Source organism: Candidatus Cardinium hertigii, assembly GCF_003176915.1.
GTDB lineage: Bacteria > Bacteroidota > Bacteroidia > Cytophagales > Amoebophilaceae > Cardinium > Cardinium hertigii_A.
Map to the genome: position 1 here is coordinate 1,114,557 of NZ_CP029619.1, position 21,246 is coordinate 1,135,802.

The following is a 21,246-nucleotide window of genomic DNA, read 5'->3' on the forward strand; positions in this document are numbered from 1 at the left end:
GCGTCTGCCCCCTACTCGCTGCGTGCGTTAAGCGAAACGCATACAAATTCTTAGTTTTTTGCAATTCTTTCTATCTTTGCTTAAAATGCCAAGGGCTGGGTATAAGCTGATTATGCTTAGTGGGTAAGGTTTTGCCAGGCCCCTCTTAGGAGTGTTATAGAAATTTCCTAGGACCTTTGCTGTTGTAGCTGCTATTTTAGGCGCTATCTTTTGTAGCAGAGGACGCAAAAGCGGCATACTATTAAGCTGTGTCCCACTACATAGCTATTACGGCATTTGCTATGGAAGCTTTTTATATGTTTTTGTATTGTAATTCAGTTATATTGTGGTGTATGCGTTTATAGATCGAAAGGAGAAGCCCTGTTTATGGTCGTTGGGAAAGTGTTTTTTACTTGAATTAAACTATTTGTATATATCATTGGTTTTTGCATATATAATGTATTTATTTAAAACTACAAACTAAGTGGAAAATTTCTGGTTAGAACATACAGATGCGATCAATTTCCTTGTGTTAACCACACGACTTGGTTCAACAGACCGGGATAAGCAGAGAAATTTATGCTTTGTAGTTGAAGAGGTAACCAGTGTTATGCGCCAATGGGGGATTTCTTGTACCATGGAAAGATGTGTTGATTCGCTCTATGCTGTTTGGAATGCCATGCAAAATATGGAAATACATTTGAAGCAAATAAAAGGTTCCCTTATCATTACAATTATTGTCTTGGATGAACAGAACAAAACATTGCTAAGAGAACAAGTTTGTATTAGTACGCCAAAAGATTAAAAGATAATAGTTAAGCATTCCACTTCCTTACCCTTTCCATCTGTCCTTAAAAGAACTGTTAAAAATGATACCTTGTTTTTGTTTAAAGCCTGCAGCCGTTAGGGGAAAAGCCAGGTATAGGTAGGTTTACCTGGCTGTTTGGTTAGACATCTGTGCTAAGAAGCTATGGATGCGTTTATATGTAATTTCTTTTCCCATGCATCTCATAATGGCTATTAAGTCTGGACCCGTTTTGCGTCCTGTTAAAGCCATACGCAATATAGGCAGGAAAGCAGCAAGGGGTTGTCCCTGTATAACCGATTGCAAGGTCTGCTTAAGCGTGCAATCCTCCCATTTGGTAAGCAGGACAAGCGCTTGCATGAAGCAAAGAAGTAGTGCTTCTGTTTGTTTATTCCACTTTTGTTGGAGCAGGTTTGCATCATAGGTAAGCGGTTCTAGAAAAAAACAGCTGCCTTCCTTCCAGAAATCTTCTGGGAAGGTAACCCGCTCTTGTACTACTGTACAAATAGCTATGGCCTCTGTTTCACTGGGATAGATATGCTCCTTAGCAGCTGCTGTTTGGAAATAGCCTACCCACTGTACCGCTGGTTGTTTTTGTATATGTTGCCGGTTAAACCAGTTGGCCTTGGTTATATCAAATTGTACGCTTGATTTGCCTAATCGTTCTAATGAAAATGCCTCTATTAATGCTTCTTTAGTGAAAACTTCTTGGCTGTTACCAGGGTTCCACCCAAGTAAAGCTAAGAAGTTCCATATTGCCTCTGGCAAATAGCCCTTTTCTCTAAAGCCCTCCTTGACGGTAAGATCTTCCGACTCCCAAGCAATAGGAAAAACAGGGAATCCATATTGATCAGCATGTCGTTTGCTTAATTTACCTTTTCCATCAGGCGATAATAGCAAGGGGAGGTGTACAAATTGAGGCATAGCTGCTTCCCATCCTAAGTAACGGTAAAGCAATACATGCAGAGGGGTAGAAGGCAACCATTCTTCTCCACGGATAACATGGGTAACCTGCATCAGGTAATCGTCTATTACATTAGCAAAATGATAGGTAGGGAGTCCATCTGCCTTCAGCAACACTTTATCATCCAGTGTAGCGGTCTCTACTTTTACCCAACCACGGAGGAGATCATAAAAACGTATCGTTTCTTTATGGGGCATTTTTAAACGTATTACATATGGTTTTCCCGATGCAATCCATTCTGTAACAATGGATGCAGGCAGTGTAAAGGAATTTTTCATTACCCCTCGGCTTACCGCGTTATAGGAAGCCGTTGTTGCCTTAGCTGCTTGCATACGCTCGCGTAGTGCTTCAAGCTCTTCCGCTGTATCAAAAGCATAATAGGCATAACCGCCCGCTAGCAAAGGCTGCAAATACTGCTGGTAAAGCGCTGTGCGTTCAGATTGCCGGTAGGGGCCATATTTCCCTCCTTGTAAGGGACCTGCATCTGGAACAATACCTAACCAGTGTAAACTTTCTGTAATATATGCCTCTGCACTAGGAATCAGGCGCTTTTTATCGGTATCTTCCATACGCAATAGAAACGTACCCCCCTTTTTTTTAGCAAAAAGATAATTGTACAATAATGTTCGAATGCCCCCTATGTGCAACGCACCGGTTGGGCTAGGCGCAAAGCGGACAGTTGTAGTAGGATGCATATTTTTTACTTGAATTATGATTGTTCTTTACATAAATTATCCCGTATGCATAAAGCCTATCCATGCCTACTACGGGTAAAGATAAACGCGGTAGTTATCTTTTTTCTAGGAAAGTCCAATTCCATTTTAGGTAGAAGGTTAAGCCTAGGTTTATACCGTGTAGGATTATATGGCCAGGCATGTCAATAGGTTGCGCACTATGCTGGCTCCATGGAAACGTCAGGCCCAGTTGCATACCGCCATAAAGAGCAGGCATTCTTCTAAATAATTTACATTCAGAACCTAAAATTAATTTAGCCCAATGGACCTTATTTACAAACTGCTGCCCATATCCTATACCAACATAGGCGTGGGTAATAGGATTGGGCTGCATTACATATTGCAATAGGCCTGTGGCATAGCCTTGTTGTACAGTATGTTTTGTAGGTGGTGTTGACGTATCCTTGCTATAACGTGCATAGCCCATATCCAGGGCGCATGCTATATTACCTCGGCAATAAACGTCTACACCACCCTCATAATAACCTTTTTTTTCCCCTATGCAGCATAGTAAGCCAAGGTAATTCAATCGGATACCTATATGTTGTAGCAATGGGCTATAGAGGGCAGTTTGTATGGTTTGGGGAATAAAGAGCGATTGTAGGGATTCCATCGCATTTTTAGGGACTGTTTTAACCAATGGAACTTCTGTTGCTTCCGTATCCGTTTCTTGGGCGGAAGGTTCTGTTTTTGTAGCATTCCCTATAGGAGGGGTCGTGTTTTCTATAGGAGGGGTCGTGTTTCCTAAAACGGCAATGCTACCTATCAGGGTATGCGTCAAAAAGCAACAGCAGAGGACACGTAGGTACAGCATGCATTTAAATGTTAAATAATTTTACCAAGGGTTATTGTATAGTTGGGTTAACGTACTGCTATTACCCATCTTTCTTTTGCGTGTATATCTCGGTGCAAAGCGATTTGGTTAAATCCCCTTTGCTGTAGCAAAGCTACGATTTTCTTACCTAATGTTTCGTTGATCTCTAGGCAAAGTATACCGTTTAAGCTTAAATGGTGCCATGCCAAATAGCTGATATGCTTATAAAATAGCAAAGGATCCGCATCATCTACAAATAAAGCCAAATGCGGTTCATAATTTAATACATTGGGCAGCATCTGTTTTTTTTCTTGTTTCCGGACATAGGGAGGGTTGCTAACCATGAGGGACCAGTAGGAGGAAGGCAGCACATCTGTTAGCATGTTCAGCTTCATAAAGTTTACGGCTGCACCTAATTGTTGGGCATTATAGCGCGCAATATCCAATGCTTTTTGGCTGATATCTAAGGCCTCTACACTTGCCTGTGGAAATTGTTGTTTCAGTGTGATGGCGATGCAACCACTTCCTGTACCTAAGTCTAGTATAGCAGCTGGCGTTGCTATGCGGTTTACTAAGTAGGTGACCCATTCTTCTGTTTCTGGTCTTGGAATGAATACGTCTGCTGTTACCTTAAAATAGTTTCCTGCGAAGTAGGCTGATCCTAGGATGTATTGGAGTGGTTCCTGTTGGTTTATTCTGTTTACCGCTTCTAGTAGTTTGTGTTGTATAGCAGGTGTAATAACTACAAACGTGTCGAGTATAAAATCTGTTGCATCAATTGGAAAATAAAAACTTACCAATTGTTTAACTATGGCCTGACATTCCCTTTGATGCTGTATAGTTCGTATCACTGCTTGATACAGTAGACCGCATAGTTTTTGTAAGGAGAGGGTTTCTTGCTTTAAAGCCGCCCAATAGGATGGTAGATGCATGGGATATTTATAGAACCTTACTATCCATTATTGCCTCAAGGTAATAAACCGATATACCTAATATACCCTATAAATATACGATTAAAAACTTGTCCAAGTAAATAGGACTAAGGGCGTGCTGTCTTTTTGGATTTCATCTAGGAAAAATCTACTTTGCTAGGGAAGGTTGTAAGGTAGGGTACTAAACAATAAAAGAATCATTCTATGCTAGCACACAGTCCGCATCAGACTAAGGAGATGGCCAATGAGCCTGCAAAAACAGCTGTTCTCATTGCGTTGGTTACCGGCAATCAGCCATTGGCTAAAGCAGAGGAATATCTTCTAGAGCTTGCTTCTTTGGCAGATACATGGGGCTTAACCGTAGTTAAAAAATTTATACAAAAGTTACCCCATCCACATAATGCTACTTTTGTAGGAAAAGGAAAAGTAGCAGAGATAGCTGCTTTTATTAAAGCAGAGCATATTGGGTATGCCATTTTTGACGATGAGCTTTCCTTTGCGCAGGTACGTAATTTAGAAAGCGCATTATCCTGCTGCATATTAGATAGGAACTTATTGATTCTTAATATCTTTGCTATGCGTGCCCAAACCAAGCAAGCCAAGGCACAGGTAGAATTAGCGCAATACCAATACCTTTTACCTAGGCTTGTAAGGATGTGGACCCATCTTTCGAGTCAAAAGGGGGGGAGTGCAGGGATGCGTGGTCCTGGTGAGAAAGAGCTAGAAACAGACAAAAGGATTATCCAGTATAAAATTAATTGCTTACGCAAGAAATTAGCGCATATAGCGCAGCAATCTATTACAAGAAGCAAGCTTCGCAGCAAGTTGATTCGCGTAGCGTTGATAGGGTATACCAATGTAGGTAAATCTACTATCATGCGTCTTTTGTCTAAGGCATCTGTTTTAGCAGATGACAAACCTTTTGCTACGGTAGATACTACGGTACGCAAGGTAGTATTGCAGGAGCATGTTTTTTTACTAGCTGATACAGTAGGGTTTATTCGGAAGTTACCGCATACATTGATAGCATGTTTTAAATCTACCTTAACAGAAATCAAAGAAGCGGATCTGCTTTTACATGTTGTAGATGCATCTTATCCTGATTTTCAAGAACAAATAAATATTGTAAAGGGTACATTGGCGGAGATAGGGGCAGCGGCTATCCCTGCTATGTTTGTTTTTAATAAGATAGATGCAATAGATCAGCCGGTACAAAACAATACGCATGATACAGTGCAAGCTATGGTCACCCCTATGGATGTTGCTTTACGTGCCTTAGAGGGGCAATATAAGGATACCGCTGCTGTGTTGCCTACTGTTTTTATTTCTGTTTTACAGCAGTGGAATGTAGCTATTTTAAAAGAAGCCATTGCAAAAGCAGTAGCGCATGTTCAGCAGAACAGGTATGTACCAAGTAGTTTTTAATACTACGTTGTAAATTCATCATCCTATGCAAAGCCATGCATGCTTCCTGTGCATGGATGAACATGCGAATGCGTGAAGCGTTCCAAATTTTTTCCAAGTCCAGCGGTAGGAAGGGACGCTATAGCAATTTTCTCCATTGAAGCCTATAACAGCCAATGATAGAGCCATGGAAGATGGCTTTATAAGATAGTGTAGCGCATGTCCTCATTTGATATTATATAATTTATTGATAATCAATTATATAATATATATGTACTGTAAGAGTATCTTTTGATCAGTACATTATTTAAACTATTGTTTTTACATATAGATTATTGATTTGCAAACAAAAATCATTGCAATAATTTGTTTTTTCGCTTAAGATTAACTATAATCCTTTTAGAGTTTTTAAGTTTCTTATTTCATAAACTAATTCAAGGAATTATGGTTACAAAATGTAGGGCTATGCGGTCTACCTATACAAAAGGCATAAGCGTTCTATTGGTTGCATGGAGTTCTTTTGTGTTATGGGGATGCAATCGAATGGATATGGAAGGGGGAAGAAATAGTCGATCACAGAGATCTTCCGAAACGGCTATCCTAGTGGAATTGGAAGAAGTTGGAAGTAAGCCTGAAAAATATTACAACGAATTTGTAAAAAATGAACTAGATGCACTGGAAAAAATGGAAGCTATTATGCACCCCTTGCTTCTAGAATTATGGTTGCAAGAACAAGAAAATAAATCTGGTAAATGGCAGGCTATAATAAGTGGAATCAAAGATTTTTTATTAAGAAACATTCCTAGTGGTCTAGGATTGGCAGTAGTTGGTATTCCAATAGTATATTATTTAAGGAGTCTAAGTCCAGCTTGCCCGCTTTCTGATCAGAATACGGAAATAGACAAAGCGCTTACAGATGCAAGCGGTAACCTTACAGTTATCAATTTTGGCTATGCGAGTCGTGCTTTAAAAGCGATTTGTAACCATGGGAATACGAAGAGTTACTATTATTCAGATGCAAGGAGTATTTTCCCATTTATAAATGAGACAATTTTTGATCCTTTAGTTCAGAAGTGGTATCGTGCATGCCCTAGTCAAGACTTAGGTAGAGGAAGAATAACGGGATTCTTTTTAGCTGGTGCGGCGGGGGTTATCCTACCTCCATGGGGTTTGAACGGATTGAGGGGTGCAGTAATTAACGGTCTTTCAAATACATCGAACAGAATAATTTTTTGTGGTTTAAAGAAGTGTTATCACTTTTTAGACAAATGGAAAGAAGAGCATTGTTTGTCCGATGATGCATTATTGCTTCTTAAGCATAACATAGCAATCCAATGTAAAAAGTTGGAGAATAATCTGCAGGGATCCGATAAGGAAAAGGACAAAAAGAAGGTTTTAGCTGATTCAATTATTTTGCTAGACCAGATAAAAAAACGTATAGCAAGCATCTCTGATACAGAAAAAAAAATAGAATTCAAGAATATGTGTTTGACTTTGCTGCGAAACATAGAACGAGAAGGAGAAGCAAACACTAGGTTTCGCCAAATGGTTGAATATATATTTGATTCAAATAGATAACGTTTTTATGTAATAGGAATGTTTATACGATAGGTTATATTAAAACCCGATTTAAATTTAAAGGCTAAAAAAATAACGAGCAAATGAAACAAGTAAGAAAGTTATACAATATGTTGGTAGGCTTTATCTTTATGATTAAGCATAACTATACAGCTTATGGTGGTTACGTACGTTTCATGCGTACAATAGCAATTGGGCTATTTGTAGTTTCTTTATGGGGTTGCAATCGCGTAAATAATAATGTAAGAGGGGAAAATCCTCGCCCCAATGGTGGGGAGTCATCCTCTCAAACAAACGAGGACAGTTATTCAGAAGACAGTAATGGCAGTTTAGAAAGCGATGAGGAACTAAATTTAGCAAACAATGTTTCCTATTTAATAACCGCGTTAGTTGGCTCACTGCCAGAAGCTAGTATTGCTAAGTATTGCTCTTCAAAGTGTATAAAATGGGGCAAGGTAGCAACACAAATCGCTACATTGGTTCTAATAGCTATAGCCACAGAATTTTGGTTTGATGGTTCTTTTTCTGCTTATGAGAACCTTTTTCCGTTACTATGGGTTGGGGCAGCAAGCGAAATAGCGAATTTCTCAACTAGCATGCTATTTAATATGACAGCCGAGTGGCGGGGAGAGTGTGGGCCAAAGCTAATATCTTTACCAGAAGGGGCAAGCTATACGCTAGGCGTATCCTCTTATAATAAGAGTAATAAGAGTGATGTTCTTAAGGCTGTGTATAAGGATAAGTATGATAGTGTTAATAGTTCAATATATAATTTAACTAGTAGGCAAAAAGGGACTTTGAATCATACATTAAATGAGGCTTTTCATAACGTGCAGCAGGGGTATTCGCCTTGTTTAGTGGTAGGAGGAGGGGCAGTAGCATCGCTTGTAAGTATATACCTGATTCCTAAAGTTTATGACTGCTGTATGGGTCGGTGTGTAGCGGGATATAACTATCATCGGGTTTATAAGACAAACACAAAGGGGGGGGTAATATATGATTTTCTGAATAAGCTAGACACTCAAATCAATAAATGTACAATGGAAACAATACAAGACAGAGCAAAGGAAAAAGAAGTTTTAAGAAAATATGTAAAGAGCGGATTAAATTGGATATCTATGTTATTAATACGTAACAAAGAAAAATCAAGAAGAGAGAACGAGGAGGCGGAGTCACAGTTAGATCTGGTATTGCGTTCATTAGAAAACGTATCAGACCTTTATCCGAGAGAAAAGCAAAAATTAGAGAATGCATTATTGTTAATTGAAGGGCGTAATAGGGAAGTACGTGGTGATTTTCTTGTTTAGAAAGTTGGCAGGTTAAAAAGATCATAATGCGGATGCTACTGTTTAAATGCTTTTGAATACAGTTACAATAAATTTGGAACTGTACGCAATAATTGTTCTATTCTGTGTTCGTTCAATAGGAAAGAAAATAATTTTTAAATATGAGAACCCATTTCAAAAATTTAGCAACAGCAGTTGTATTATATATTGTTGTGTTAGCAAAATCGTGCAGTAAAGAAAATATTGTTATTTCACCTACAAAGGATAAGGGAGGAGGACCACAGCTGATGCAGCATAAGTTTGCTAGCCCAGCTAAGGCATTACAAGGTGATGATTCGATTTTAGATGATGGCACAGCAATGGAAACAGCTGATGATTATTCGGAAGAGGAACAACAGGATAACCCTGATACTGTTCTGCAAAAAAATAATAATTTATTACGGAGGCGTAAGCCTAACAATCGGGGTTCGTCTCTCTCTAGCCATAGCAGTAAGAACCCAAATAGTGGTCAAGGAAGTAAACAATCCTTATTAGAATTGCCCTTATTAGAATTGCTAAAGAATAAACTAAAAGAAATAGAGCAGTTAAAGCAAAAGGAAAGCGAGATATGGACGGGATTTAACATGAGATATAAAAAGATAAAAATCTGTTTAGACTTACAAAAATCACTAGCCCTTGCGGTAGCAGGAAGTTGTACGAAGGGAGATATAAAGAATCTCTACCAAGAAGTGCAAAACAGGAAAGAGGAATTAAAGAAGGTCATCATAAAGGGAGATAAAATCCTTGAAGAGGTAAAGAAGCTAAAAATGCAAAGGAATCAATCGAAATCAGATACAAAAGCTGGTGCAATACAAAACAAAGTGCAAGCTTATAACGCTATATTAAAATCATATGTAGAGCAATATTGTGGTCTAGAACGACAACTTCAGTGGATAGCTTCTGAAGAGGGTAGGTAGTTAGTGTGGTAATAAAATAATTTTTGTCTGGATTAAAGCGTTAAGGTAAGCATAAGTTTATGTAGGGAGATTGTACATTTCCAATGGTTGTCGGTTTGTTAAAATTTGAATAAAAATAAAGTGGATAAATATGAAAAGAAGAATGATTCAACTAGGTAGGTATGGCGTATGTTATTTTTTCATGCTATGCTCTATAGGCTGTAGTAGGCTAAGCGATCAGCTAGAGGCACAAAAAAGAAAACATACAGCTTTTACAGCAGCAAGCAGTAACGCGGTAAGTAGAAGCGGAAGGCAAAGAGACAGCAACAGGACAGCTATATTTACGTGGGGAACATTCCTAAGGGTATTGATGCTTGAGTCCGTATTACAAGCAGGTCCTACCACTACATACGGTCAAAATCTTAGTAGAAATCAAAACGTACCTTAAAAAGCAATTAAATAGCGACATAGAGGAAGGAGCTAAAATCCTTGAAGAGGTAAAGAAGCTAAAAATGCAAAGGAAGCAATCGAAATCAGATACAAAACAAGCTGATGCAATACAAAACAACGTGCAAGCTTGTAACACTAAATTAACATCATATAGAGATAAATATCTTAATCTAGAACGGAAACTTCAGGGGATAAGCTTCTGAAGAGGGTAGGTAGTTAGTGTAGTAATAAAATAATTTTTGTCTGGATTAAAGCGTTAAGGTAAGCATAAGTTTATGTAGGGAGATTGTACATTTCCAATGGTTGTCGGTTTGTTAAAATTTGAATAAAAATAAAGTGGATAAATATGAAAAGAAGAATGATTCAACTAGGTAGGTATGGCGTATGTTATTTTTTCATGCTATGCTCTATAGGCTGTAGTAGGCTAAGCGATCAGCTAAAGGCAGAAAAAAGAAAACATACAGCTTTTACAGCAGCAAGCAGTAACGCGGTAAGTAGAAGCGGAAGGCAAAGAGACAGCAACAGGACAGCTATATTTACGTGGGGAACATTCCTAAGGGTATTGATGCTTGGGTCCGTATTACAACCAACAGGTCCTACCACTACATACGGTCAAAATTCTATTAGAGATTTAAACTTACAATCAGATGAAGCAGCGTTGCAAGCGCTTTATACTCTTTTTAATACAGAAAAAAATCGTTTAGGTAACAATGGGGAAAACTTGAATATGGTATTGTGGTATATAAATATGAAAAAGGAATTTATAAAGGTGCAAGATAATCTGCAATATTGTGTAACCAATGAGGATAATGACTGTAGTATTAGCTTGCATGATAAAGTTTATACCATTTATAAAACCGTCAAGTCAACCTGTCCCGAAGGCCAATCGTGTTTGTCAAGTCCATCCACAATTACACCTTCAACAACACCTTGTCCTCTCCAAAGGGATTGTATGCAGGAAGCAAAGGATTTGCTACAAGGGTTCCAGAGCCAGCCTAATTCGACAGTGTCACAAGAGATCTATTTTACGCTGAATAATCAGCATAACGATTGTCTAACAGACAAGGGAATTCTGCTGGCTAACCAAACTAATCTGAATACTATTATAAAAAGTAAGGATAACGAGATAAGAAATCTGAAAAAAGAAAAAAATTCTTTAGAAAAAAAATTAATTGAAGCTAAAAAAAATCAAACAGAGTTGGAAAGCAAATACGATAATTTGGGATTGACTAATATAGACACGCTGAATAATACTTTAACTGAAGCTAGAAAGAATCAAACAAGGCTGGAAAAAGAGAAAGAAAGGTACCAAACAAATTTAATACAGTATGCAGAAAATAATGTCATAGAGAACAAGCAGTGTAAACGTTATCAAGAGGACAAGCAAACAGCTGAAAGTATAGTAAAACAATGCAACGATTTGAATATTCCTTTAAAAGACATATTCAGTCTCTATGCGAAAGTTTGTAGTGAAGAATTTGAGAAAGAAAAGCAAGCAATAGAGAGAAGGTGCGCTAAGGAGGGAACGGACCGAAAGAAAAGATCCGTTTCATTGTACATGGACGGCCAAAAGGCGGAAAGTAGCGCTCAGTCAAATAGGCCTACTCAGGGGCAATCCCGCAGAGGGAATCCGTTGCTTAGTAAGAAGCAGTCACATCGGTAAGATAGGTATAGTATCTACCTAAAATACTACACTTTTGCTGTAGTTCTATGCAGCGTACATACAATGTATAGGCTTGGTAAGGTTTGTCCCCTGTTAAAGCAGGGCCCCTATTATTGTATAGGATGCAGTCTGATGAAGCGAATGTCCTACGCTCTTTGCACTCTTTGATAGGGGAATTATATACTATCAGTTATAGGTTGTTTGTTAAAATTGCATAAAAATTAAATAGATAATATGAAAAGAAGAATAGTACAACTAAGTAGACATAGCGTATGTTGTTTTTTTATGTTAACCTCGATTGGCTGTAGTAAGCTAAGCGATCAGCTAGGGGTAAAAGCAAAAGCGCATACAAGCGCTACAGCGGTAAGCAATAAAAAGGTAAGGAAAAGTGTAAACGCTCAAAGGGAAAGCGAGGTAGTAGCTATTCCCAAAATGCAAACATGGCTAACTGTAATGATGATTTTATCGCAAGTGCAACCAGCTGTAGGGAATGGGAATGCTGCCTTCTGTTCCAACCTTCAAAGTTGGAAAAATAAATATACTGCATTCTTGAATAGAAGAAGCGATTTTTCTAGTTTTTTCAATGGTGTTTATGCGTTTTATTGCAATTATAAAAGCGATAAATGTAATAAGTATGATACTTGTATCTTAGAATGGGAAAAACATAAAAATAATATAGCTAATTATTTCTCTAACCATCAAACAAAATTACAAGAATTAAATAGTCAAAAGTTGAACGCACAGCCTAGTAGCGTACAAGGGAGTAAGCAGGAGAAACTAAGGAAGCTACGTAATGATAAGGTATTGTTGTCACGGCGTTTCTTTAGTCAAGAAAGTAGGGAGTTCCCTTTTTGTTCTCAAAGTTTTTATTTTGATGTTTGTAGCAAGAATGGACAAGATCCTGTTTATAGCAATTATGCGGTATGCGCATCTAGCGTCTGTCATCTTAATCGATGTGGTCATAACGGAGAATCGCATAGGGGAAAAAGGGAAGTTATAGATAAAGTTACCAGGAACAGCCAAAAGAAGGAAAGTGAAGTTTACGCAAAGAGGCCTACGCAGGGGAAATCTTCCAGAAGCAGTCATATCGGTAAGAGATAAGAGAGGTATATTATCTACCTAAAATGCTACACTCTTGTTATAGTTCTATGCAGCGTACATACAATGTATAGGCTGAGTAAGGTTTGTCCCCTGTTAAAACAGAGCCCGTATCATTATACAGGATGGCTGTTTAATAAGCGAACTTACTACGCTCTTTATCTGTGCTTTGATGGGGAAAAAGCTATTATTTTCCTTTTACAGTTTTCGGCTATTTGTTAAACTTTCATAAAATAAATAAATATGAAAAAAAGAATGCTACAAATGAGTAGACATAGCGTGTGTTATTTTTTTATGCTAACCTCCATAGGTTGTAGCAAACTAAGCGATCAGCTAGGGGTAGAAGCAAAAGAGCATATAGTGGCTACAGCAGCTGAAAGTACAGCGAGAAAAAGCGTAAGAGCACAAAGAAAAGCAGCGTCTCAAACACGTACAGCTATCAAGTTAAAAGGTATCCCTATACTATCATGGATAACAGGATGTCTGATTTTATCGAGTCCAATGCTAATGGGTAGTGTTCGTGGTACAGATGAATGTAGACTTCTGTTAGAAAATCGTGCAGATAACATAGATAGATCTTCTGGTGCTATCCTTAATGTCATTAACAACTGGCATAGACAGTATCCGCATAATCATGGTTCAGAGTTAAATGTGATAGTGGAGAATATTATCTACTTTGCTACTATGATTGCAAATAGAGATCAAGCAGCAACTTGTAAAGATAAACATAACAAGCTAAACACAACAATATTGCACCATGACTACTTTACCAATGAATATTTTAGTATTGACGACCAGATAAAAGAAATTTCAGCAAAATTACCGGATAATGAAGAAAACGAGTTAAATAATAGCATCGATAATCACGCAAAGAGTATAGTAGAAAGCCATATAGAAACTCTTGAAAAAAAGGTTAAAAATTTATGTCCTCAATTCAATTTAAAATATTGTAAGCAGATAGTAGAGCAATGTCTTCCTGGTATGTCTGGAAACACGGTGTCTACGCCTTTTAATCGTAATGTGGATGGTACGTTTCCTTTTTGTGCTCCCGATCAGACATCAGTACAATGTAAAAATGTGGAGAACCACTGCGTTCCTTTTATTTCCAATGCACAAATAGGGAGAGAATGTCATAGAAAATATAGAGAAAGTTGGTGTTCTGATAACCATTCTAGCCAAGCATGTAATGCGATGAAAAACGCGTGTGCATATGGTATACGTCAAGGAAATCTGCTGTCGGTATGTCATACTTTTTGTACCGGGAGAAGAAATCAAACAATAGTATCTGATTTTAATAATAATTGCCGTAGGTCACCAGGATATCAAACCCAAGCCATACATCAACGGGGGAAAAGAGCAATTAGATTAGAGAGGAGAGGCAGAGAGGCAAATAGGAAAGATAGGCAGGGAAAAAATCAAGGTAATCCTAAGCCCTTGCAGCGGAAATCCCGCAGAGGAAATTAAGCAGCAGTCATATCGGTAAGAGCGGTATACATCTATCTAAAATGCTACTCTTTTGTTATAGTTCTATGTAGTGTACATACAATTTATAAGATCCTACACAATCCATATAGGGATGTGTAGGATACAAAGAAAAAAGATCCATCTTTCAGTATGATTAGGGTAGGGGGGTAGGGTTGCTTACATTGTGTGGGGCTTAAGCCGTGCCCTTGCTCTATGCTACCAAGCGTATAAAACCAGCAACTATAGCAATGCAAAGTAAAGCGGCAACTACAAGTGTGAACCCTCAAAAAAATAACAAGTTAATAGCTATTCCCAAAAGGAAAACATTGCTAACTTTAATGCTAATTTTCTCACAAATACAACCAGGGAATAGTAGTTCTGAGATAGAAAAACAAAAGGAAAAATATAATAGCAGGTCAATAGCGTTGCCGTTGCAAGGATATAAAGAAAGGGAATTAGGAGAAAGTTTTTGTAGCGCAAAATTTGCTGAACAAATAGGCAGGGGAGCTAACGAAGCTAGATCGAGCAATAAACGGATGCATAGAGCAAACGAACAAATGTATGATACGTGGCCTGGCTGCAGAAGAGGAAGCTAAACAAAAGCAAGCGAAGCTTAAACGCAATCAACCAAACTATCAGATATCATTTAAACCTAAACATTGGCATCCTGAAATGTAAGCCATAGAGATAGGGAAAGATTTTTAATTGTAGTAGTTGAAATTTAATCAGACAATTGTTTTAACTTGTAATCTGTAGGAATCTGAGTGGGTGTACGAAACACTTTCTACCCTAACTAAGCGTAACTAAATGAACTTTTTATGTGTGCGTATAATTTACGCACCTTGTTCGTTGTTTAGAAATACGGAAGGAAAATGCGCCCTGTAAAAAATGGCATGAATAGAAAAAGTAGTAGGCTGAAAGTTATAAGCAAATCAGTTTGTTTGAGCCCAAAGGGCGAGGCCTGATTTGCAACTTGAGGCCTGCTTTTTCAGCCATTTTTTACCTAGGCGTTTGATTTTTTGGTTACTTTTTTATCAAGAAAAAAGTAACATGAAAGATATAAGAAAAAAAATTATCTTATTTTAAAAAAATGGTATGTCTAGCAAAGAGGGTTCAGTGTAACCTTCAGCTTGGAGTCTGTTTTTTAGGGTACGGAAGAAAAATGTGTCCTTGAAAAAACAGGATTATCTTCTTTGATTTCATCCCTATTTTGCAAGGTTTTTATACAAAACAACACAAAAAGAGGTTGTTTCTTAGTGAGCTTAACAAATAAACAGGCAATACTTCAGGGGCTACTAAGTAGGCTGTAAGTCATATACTATTTCCTTATTACGCGAAAGTGTCACGTACGGTTTTGAATCTTTACCCGTAAATCAGAGGCGATCAGCGCTTCTTTCTTTTTAGCTTTCCCACTAATATCTGCTAGATATGCCATTGTGACGCTATTAATTACCTTCCTTTTCATTATGATTTATTGATTCGCTCGCTGACCCTAAAGTGGGTAAAATAGTATCCGTGTAATATGCTTTATATTAACGGTCAAGCATACCAGTCAGCTTATAAAGCGCAAATTCCGCTTTTTTGACCTTATAACCTTGCTCTATTACTTTCATTTCTATCTCATAAACTTTTGTTTCCTCTTCTTGCAAGTCGATTAAGGTTTTTTTATTAAGCCGATAATTTTCCTTTACTTCTTGTAATTTTTGTTTACTTATCTTTAACTTTTCTGCTTCTATTCTATAGGCAGCCACTGTATGGCAATAACTTGCTTGCGCAGATGCCAGTACTTCCTTTGCTTGTAATTTTTGTTGCACAAGTGCAAACGTTGCATGGTTTAATGCTAACCTTGTTGCTCTAAGCTTTGCAGGTAGGAGCAGCAACTGCTCTAAATCTAGGTTAATACCAAATGTGCATGTCATCTGTTCTGGTTGCGTAGGGCCAAACATTTTGTTTTTTTTGTCAAAGATTTTTTTATCTGTAGTGAATGTTACGTTTAACTGTACACAAGAGAAGAGAGAGGCTTTGTCTTTACTTAGTTCAGTTTTAACGCTCATTATTTCTTTTTTTCGTATGGTTGTTCTTAAATCCGTTCTATGCTTCTTTAGGATCGCTGTCATATCCCATAGAGGCTCCGGAGAAATAAATGATTGCACTACCACTGCTTCATTGGGAGACCTTCCCAGCTTTATGTTTAACGTACGGCATGCTTTTTTTACAGCTTCTTGCTTTTCTAGTAAGCTTAACTTAGCTTCTTCTAAGGCTAGTTTGATTTCTAGATAGGTTACTTTAGTTATTTTACCTATATTTTTCTGCTTTTCAGCTAATTGTAACTTTGCGTTAGCTAACGCAATGAAAATAGTTGCTCTTGTTAATTTTTTTTGTGCTGCGGCTAATGCATGGTAGCAATCTATTACTTCTTCCAATTCATCTCTTATTTTTTCTGTTTGGCGTAACTTCCTTAGTAATTTTTGTTGATGAAACTTTTTTATCTGGAAAGCGTTTTCAAACAGGTCTAATTTAGCTTCTAAGGTAAAGGTTGGATGCATAGCAATGTACCAATAATCACTGTTACTACGATTTGGATCTGCCCATTGCTCACTCTTTAAAAGCTGAAGCTTAGCGGCAGGAAGCCAACGGGAAATATTTTCCTTTTTATGTGAGAATGATTCCTTCTTACAAACATTTCTAGCAGTTTGTATGGTTAAATTTTCCTTTAAGGCTATAGCCATTACTTCTTGTAATCCGAGGGGCTTCCCTGTTTCAGATAGGGCAGGATGCGCTACAGATAGTAAGCTACAGAAGCTACCTAATCGCATAACCCAAGGCCATCTTAGTATCGTTAGCATATATGTTTGAATAAAAATTTATGGTACAATTTTTCCATCTACAATTGTTTGAATGCAATGGCATTGCTGTGCTACCTGAGCAGAATGGGTAACAATAAGTATAGTATTCCCTTCTTGGTTTAATTCTTTAAGCAGTTGCATAATTTCATGTGCGGTACTACTATCTAAGGCGCCAGTTGGTTCATCAGCTAAAATCAAAGGAGGTGCTGTTACCAATGCACGGGCGATTGCTACGCGTTGCTGTTGGCCACCTGAAAGCGCTTGAGGCTTTAGGCGGGCATGGCTAGCTAACCCTACCCGATCTAACATGGCTAGTGCACGCTTATATCGTTCTGCTTTGGCAACACCTTGGTAATAGAGCGGCAAGGTTACATTTTCTAAGGCAGTTTTAAAAGGAATTAAGTGAAAACTCTGAAAAATGAAACCAATCAATTGATTTCTATATTTACTAGCTTCTTGTGAAGTAAGGTCTTTTACAAGTATGCCGTTAAGCAAATAGGATCCTTGATCATAATTGTCTAGTATACCTATAATATTCAACAAAGTAGATTTACCCGCACCAGATTGGCCCATTAATGCCACTAAATCACCTTTTTCAACATGAAAATCGATGCCACGCAATACCTCCCTGGTGCTATTATCTGTTTGATAAGATTTATGCAACGCTCGGATCTGAATCATAAGGTTTTCTCGATAATAAGCTGATCCATTTCCGTAAGACCTTCCTTTACTTCTGCATGCAAGCCATCCGATAATCCTAGACGTACCTTTTTGTTAATGGGTTTACCATTATCCAAACACTTTACAACATCAGCTTCTCCTTCCCGCTCGATCAGGTTTTCTGGAACAGTAAGTACATTCTTTGCTTGATCTAAAATTATTTCTGCAATTCCTACATAACCAGCACGCAAATAGATTTTTTTGTTTTTAGATTTGGCTATGGTACCTTGTATTTCAAACAATATCTCTCCCTGGTTTTTATATTCATCGTTTGCTTTAGGGGAAATATGCGTTAGCGTAACCTGTAATTTTTCTTTCTTTAGTGCATTCAAAGTAATGGGAAAGGTCATGCCTTTCCGAAGATATACCACATCTGTTTCATGAACTTTAGCAGAGAAGAGTAAATTTTCCATATCCCCAATAACGACTACAGCACTGTTTTTCCCCTCCCGGGAGACATTTACCATGCTGCCCTCCTTAGCTGGTAAGGCTAAAGCAATTCCCTTGGTAGTGGCTTTAACGATATTAGAATTTTCCCCTTGTGGTACTTTTATGTAGCCACAACGAGTGATAGTAAGCTGTTTTTCAGCTATAGCAACCTGCTCTTTTGCGTCTTCCCATGCTGCTAAGGTAGCTTCATAAGCCTCTTGAGCTAACATTTTTTTTGTAAAAAGAACCCTATCCCTTAAGAACGTTTTCCTGATTTTATCCCGTTTAATAATAGCTGAACGTAAGGCACTTTTGGCTTGTTCTACCTTGTCTGTGTTAGGTTGTATGGTAATACGGGCAATGGCAGTCCCCTTTTGCACAAGATCCCCTTCTTTGACAAATAACTTGTCTACTATACCTGGAATATGCGTATGTATGGTAACCTCTTTACAAGGTATAATATTACCACAAAATTGTTTTTTATGTACAATTGTTCTGCGGACAGGCCGCTCCGTTTGAAAGACTGGCTGCTGCGATGGTAACGTAAACAGTCTGTATTTGGTGTGCACAAAGAATCCTCCTGCTGCTAACAGCAGGAGAAGGATAAATTTAGTAAAATTACGCATTGTTATTCATTATTTAAAGCATCTATTGGTTTAATATACAATGCCCTTTTAGCCGGAATAATAGCAGCTAAGCAACTTGCTATTAGTAACACAGCCAAGGCAGCTAGGGCTGTAGCATATTTAAGTTCTACATGGGCAATATCGTATAGTTTCATAATAGGCAATAGGCATTGATTGGCCCATTTGAGTAAACCGATACCTAACCCCATACCTACCATACCAGCCAATACATGGATGATAATGGACTCTAATAAAATAAGCAGCACAATATGCTTTGTACTGGCACCAACCACTTTACGGATAGCCAGCTCCTTGGTACGTTCCCTCACTACTACTAGCATCATATTGCTTACCCCAACTACACCACTTAGCAACAAACAACCGCTAATAAACCAAGTAAATCCTTGTATAACTAAAAATAAAATCTTAAAACGTTTGGTTTCTTTAGTATATGGTATATAAATGTTAATGGTATCTTTATCTTGGATTTGAAGCTGCCTATTTAAATAGTTTTTCGTTTTTGCTTGTATACTACTAATATCTTGTTTTGGTTTAAGTACGCTTACCATTTTCGTTATGGTTTGTGTAGGGAATAATGTGTTAAAAAAAGTGTCAGGAATCAGTGCTATATTTTCATTTTCTTTTCTACCCATTATCTCAACTATACCAATAACATGCACAGCGGTATTGTGTAGCCATATAGATTTTCCAATGGCCATTTCCTCACCAAAAAGATTCATTTTTGTTTGTTTGCTTAATAGGCAAATTGGCAAGCCTGCTTGTATATGTCGTTGTGTAAAAAAACGCCCTTCTACGATTTTTAAATCGTGAATTGCTGCGTAGTTGGTCTCAATACCTATAATGCTACTTTCCTCTTTTTCTGTTTCGTGTATTAAAAAAGAAGTAGTTTCCAAGACAGGTACCGCACATTCAAAAAAAGGCAACCCCTGCGTTAAGCTTGTTGCTACTGTTTTTGTTAACTTCAATCGCTTAGCTGATGAGGGATTTATGGAAATGTTTAAGACATCCTTATTAAAGTCAGAGAAGCTTTTTGTTAGCCCCTTATAGTACCCATTGCTTATCCCTTGAAAAAGAACCAATAGCAACATAGCCCATAAAACCCCGAACCCTGTAAAGCAGGTCCGGATGGTGTGCTGCCTTAAACTTTTGTATGGCTCTATAAATATTTGATAATCAATCATATTATATATACTAAGAGAGACTAGTTATTTAATGCCGTTACAGGTTTAATTCGGATAGCTCTTATAACGGGAGCGACAGTTGTTAGGCTGCTGGTTAGGCATAGCAGCCCTAAGCAAGATAACATAATTTCAAATGAGCAAGTTAAGTTTGTAAAGTAATAGTCTTTGTATGCGGGTATAACCCATTTATTCAGCAGTTGTATAAGTGCAAAACTGGATATACTACCTAAGGCACCCGCTAGCATAGTCACCAGTAGTACTTCCCATGTGACCATAGCTATAATCGCTGTAATGCTGCTGCCCAATACCCTACGGATAGCGATTTCTTTTGTTCTTTCATGGATTGTTACCAGCATCATATTGCTTAAACTTACTATCCCTGTTATAAGAAACAAAATGCCTATAATCCAGTTAGCGGTAGATAGGTTTTGGAAGAATCTGTGGAACTTAGCAGCGTGTTGTTCCATAGAAAATATCCCGATTGCTTTTTTATCAGTTGGATTAAAATGCAACTGTCGTGCAAAATAGGAGCGAAATTGTTTTTCTGCTGCTACTGCGTGCGCAGTAGGCATTAATGTTAGGCGAATAGAAGTCACATAATCTCGTGCACGCAGCTGTAGCTTTTTAAACAAACTGCTTCCCAAAACTATACAATCGGAGATCATTTTTAAATGGCTCGCATCTTCTAGTACACCTACTACTTGTAAGCTTTTATTTCCTAATAAAATTAATTTCCCAATGGCAGCTGTTGCTCCAAATAAGTCTTTTTTTATATCAGCTCCCAATACGCAAATATCAGCTGCTGCTGTTATATCACGTGCAGTAATAAAACGTCCCGCTTGAAGTTCTATATTTGCTAAGGTAGCATAGGTAGGATCGACCCCTGTAAGCCAGGGCGTAGTTGTTTTGTTTGCATAAGTTGCTTTTTTATTACTAGCATAGTGGAACCATTGCGGAGTAATATGGTGAATTATCTTGAATTGCTTGGAAAAAGGTACAACTAATTCTGTTGGAATCAAAATCGGAATCCCATTCTTACTACCTCGATATATCCACATGGTTTTTTCGCCGTATTTTGCAAATATTTGTGTGATGCCAGTGTGTAAGCTATTTCCAACAGTTAATAATAGTTGTAGTATAAAAATGGCTAATGAAACGCCAAATCCCATAGATAGGGTACGTGTTTTGTGGGTCCGTATACTTTGATAAGCTTCTTTGAAGGCGTGCAACCAGGTCATAACATAAAACCAAAGGAAACCATTAAATTGTAACTTAAGTTTAGAAAGAAATTTAAGAAAAAAATCCTTATAAATCTAT

The 21,246-nt window shown here is 37.8% G+C and carries 18 protein-coding genes; 10 read left to right on the forward strand and 8 right to left on the reverse strand.

Annotation, left to right across the window (positions count from 1 at the left end):
- The first annotated feature begins 463 nt into the window (after positions 1 to 463).
- Complete coding sequence (locus DK880_RS04695; RefSeq protein WP_109997622.1) at positions 464 to 784, forward strand: hypothetical protein; 321 nt, start codon at positions 464 to 466, stop codon at positions 782 to 784.
- Positions 785 to 910: 126 nt separating this feature from the next.
- On the opposite strand, the gene gltX is transcribed toward DK880_RS04695, so the two are convergent.
- From gltX to prmC, 3 genes are all read right to left on the reverse strand, one after another.
- Entirely contained in the window at positions 911 to 2,443 is a 1,533-nt protein-coding gene (gltX, locus tag DK880_RS04700) for a glutamate--tRNA ligase (RefSeq protein ID WP_109997623.1), read from the reverse strand.
- Positions 2,444 to 2,537: 94 nt separating this feature from the next.
- Positions 2,538 to 3,263: a hypothetical protein gene (locus DK880_RS04705; protein ID WP_109997624.1), complete on the reverse strand. Its 726-nt coding sequence runs from the start codon at positions 3,261 to 3,263 to the stop codon at positions 2,538 to 2,540.
- 80 nt (positions 3,264 to 3,343) lie between these two features.
- A complete protein-coding gene (gene prmC / locus DK880_RS04710) occupies positions 3,344 to 4,228 on the reverse strand; it encodes a peptide chain release factor N(5)-glutamine methyltransferase (RefSeq protein WP_109997625.1) in 885 nt (294 codons plus the stop codon).
- A gap of 204 nt (positions 4,229 to 4,432) precedes the next feature.
- Here prmC and hflX point away from each other — a divergent pair, with 204 nt between their 5' ends.
- The 9 genes from hflX to DK880_RS04755 all read left to right on the forward strand — a co-directional run bounded on the left by hflX (position 4,433) and on the right by DK880_RS04755 (position 14,702).
- Positions 4,433 to 5,653 (forward strand): GTPase HflX, encoded by a 1,221-nt coding sequence (gene hflX, locus DK880_RS04715; protein WP_239302523.1) that lies wholly within the window; start codon positions 4,433 to 4,435, stop codon positions 5,651 to 5,653.
- A 423-nt stretch (positions 5,654 to 6,076) separates the two neighbouring features.
- The gene (locus tag DK880_RS04720; protein ID WP_162534226.1) at positions 6,077 to 7,210 is read left to right on the forward strand and encodes a hypothetical protein; all 1,134 of its coding nucleotides are present in this window, start codon (positions 6,077 to 6,079) and stop codon (positions 7,208 to 7,210) included.
- An 83-nt stretch (positions 7,211 to 7,293) separates the two neighbouring features.
- The gene (locus DK880_RS04725) at positions 7,294 to 8,517 is read left to right on the forward strand and encodes a hypothetical protein (protein WP_109997627.1); all 1,224 of its coding nucleotides are present in this window, start codon (positions 7,294 to 7,296) and stop codon (positions 8,515 to 8,517) included.
- A gap of 140 nt (positions 8,518 to 8,657) precedes the next feature.
- Positions 8,658 to 9,452 (forward strand): hypothetical protein, encoded by a 795-nt coding sequence (locus DK880_RS04730; RefSeq protein WP_109997628.1) that lies wholly within the window; start codon positions 8,658 to 8,660, stop codon positions 9,450 to 9,452.
- 130 nt (positions 9,453 to 9,582) lie between these two features.
- On the forward strand, positions 9,583 to 9,879 hold the full coding sequence (locus DK880_RS05335; RefSeq protein ID WP_162534228.1) for a hypothetical protein: 297 nt from the start codon (positions 9,583 to 9,585) through the stop codon (positions 9,877 to 9,879).
- 348 nt (positions 9,880 to 10,227) lie between these two features.
- Positions 10,228 to 11,544, forward strand: coding sequence for a hypothetical protein (locus DK880_RS04740; RefSeq protein WP_162534229.1), 1,317 nt, complete (start codon positions 10,228 to 10,230; stop codon positions 11,542 to 11,544).
- Between the two features lie 234 nt (positions 11,545 to 11,778).
- Positions 11,779 to 12,645: a hypothetical protein gene (locus tag DK880_RS04745; RefSeq protein ID WP_162534230.1), complete on the forward strand. Its 867-nt coding sequence runs from the start codon at positions 11,779 to 11,781 to the stop codon at positions 12,643 to 12,645.
- A gap of 240 nt (positions 12,646 to 12,885) precedes the next feature.
- Complete coding sequence (locus DK880_RS04750) at positions 12,886 to 14,106, forward strand: kinetochore Spc7 family protein (RefSeq protein WP_109997632.1); 1,221 nt, start codon at positions 12,886 to 12,888, stop codon at positions 14,104 to 14,106.
- 248 nt (positions 14,107 to 14,354) lie between these two features.
- Positions 14,355 to 14,702, forward strand: a complete 348-nt coding sequence (locus DK880_RS04755) for a hypothetical protein (protein WP_162534232.1) — start codon at positions 14,355 to 14,357, stop codon at positions 14,700 to 14,702.
- A gap of 936 nt (positions 14,703 to 15,638) precedes the next feature.
- Here the strand turns inward: DK880_RS04755 and DK880_RS04760 are convergent.
- Genes DK880_RS04760 through DK880_RS04780 form a run of 5 tightly spaced genes read right to left on the reverse strand, consistent with a single transcriptional unit; the run spans position 15,639 to position 21,167 of the window.
- Positions 15,639 to 16,952: a TolC family protein gene (locus DK880_RS04760; protein ID WP_109997634.1), complete on the reverse strand. Its 1,314-nt coding sequence runs from the start codon at positions 16,950 to 16,952 to the stop codon at positions 15,639 to 15,641.
- An 18-nt stretch (positions 16,953 to 16,970) separates the two neighbouring features.
- On the reverse strand, positions 16,971 to 17,633 hold the full coding sequence (locus DK880_RS04765) for an ABC transporter ATP-binding protein (RefSeq protein ID WP_109997635.1): 663 nt from the start codon (positions 17,631 to 17,633) through the stop codon (positions 16,971 to 16,973).
- Positions 17,630 to 18,727, reverse strand: coding sequence for an efflux RND transporter periplasmic adaptor subunit (locus DK880_RS04770; RefSeq protein ID WP_109997636.1), 1,098 nt, complete (start codon positions 18,725 to 18,727; stop codon positions 17,630 to 17,632). Before DK880_RS04770 ends, DK880_RS04765 begins: the two co-directional genes overlap by 4 nt.
- Positions 18,728 to 18,729: 2 nt before the next feature.
- On the reverse strand, positions 18,730 to 19,929 hold the full coding sequence (locus DK880_RS04775) for an ABC transporter permease (RefSeq protein ID WP_109997637.1): 1,200 nt from the start codon (positions 19,927 to 19,929) through the stop codon (positions 18,730 to 18,732).
- 20 nt (positions 19,930 to 19,949) lie between these two features.
- Positions 19,950 to 21,167 carry an ABC transporter permease gene (locus DK880_RS04780; RefSeq protein ID WP_109997638.1) on the reverse strand — a complete coding sequence of 406 codons (1,218 nt, stop codon included), beginning with the start codon at positions 21,165 to 21,167 and terminating at the stop codon, positions 19,950 to 19,952.
- Positions 21,168 to 21,246 lie beyond the last annotated feature (79 nt).

Coding starts and splice junctions, on each gene's coding strand:
- gltX (WP_109997623.1), bottom strand. CDS start 2,443: ATGCATCCTACTACAACTGTCCGCTTTGCGCCTAGCCCAACCGGTGCG.
- prmC (WP_109997625.1), bottom strand. CDS start 4,228: ATGCATCTACCATCCTATTGGGCGGCTTTAAAGCAAGAAACCCTCTCC.
- hflX (WP_239302523.1), top strand. CDS start 4,433: ATGCTAGCACACAGTCCGCATCAGACTAAGGAGATGGCCAATGAGCCT.
- DK880_RS04720 (WP_162534226.1), top strand. CDS start 6,077: ATGGTTACAAAATGTAGGGCTATGCGGTCTACCTATACAAAAGGCATA.
- DK880_RS04725 (WP_109997627.1), top strand. CDS start 7,294: ATGAAACAAGTAAGAAAGTTATACAATATGTTGGTAGGCTTTATCTTT.
- DK880_RS04730 (WP_109997628.1), top strand. CDS start 8,658: ATGAGAACCCATTTCAAAAATTTAGCAACAGCAGTTGTATTATATATT.
- DK880_RS05335 (WP_162534228.1), top strand. CDS start 9,583: ATGAAAAGAAGAATGATTCAACTAGGTAGGTATGGCGTATGTTATTTT.
- DK880_RS04740 (WP_162534229.1), top strand. CDS start 10,228: ATGAAAAGAAGAATGATTCAACTAGGTAGGTATGGCGTATGTTATTTT.
- DK880_RS04745 (WP_162534230.1), top strand. CDS start 11,779: ATGAAAAGAAGAATAGTACAACTAAGTAGACATAGCGTATGTTGTTTT.
- DK880_RS04750 (WP_109997632.1), top strand. CDS start 12,886: ATGAAAAAAAGAATGCTACAAATGAGTAGACATAGCGTGTGTTATTTT.
- DK880_RS04755 (WP_162534232.1), top strand. CDS start 14,355: ATGCAAAGTAAAGCGGCAACTACAAGTGTGAACCCTCAAAAAAATAAC.
- DK880_RS04760 (WP_109997634.1), bottom strand. CDS start 16,952: ATGCTAACGATACTAAGATGGCCTTGGGTTATGCGATTAGGTAGCTTC.
- DK880_RS04765 (WP_109997635.1), bottom strand. CDS start 17,633: ATGATTCAGATCCGAGCGTTGCATAAATCTTATCAAACAGATAATAGC.
- DK880_RS04770 (WP_109997636.1), bottom strand. CDS start 18,727: ATGCGTAATTTTACTAAATTTATCCTTCTCCTGCTGTTAGCAGCAGGA.
- DK880_RS04775 (WP_109997637.1), bottom strand. CDS start 19,929: ATGATTGATTATCAAATATTTATAGAGCCATACAAAAGTTTAAGGCAG.
- DK880_RS04780 (WP_109997638.1), bottom strand. CDS start 21,167: ATGACCTGGTTGCACGCCTTCAAAGAAGCTTATCAAAGTATACGGACC.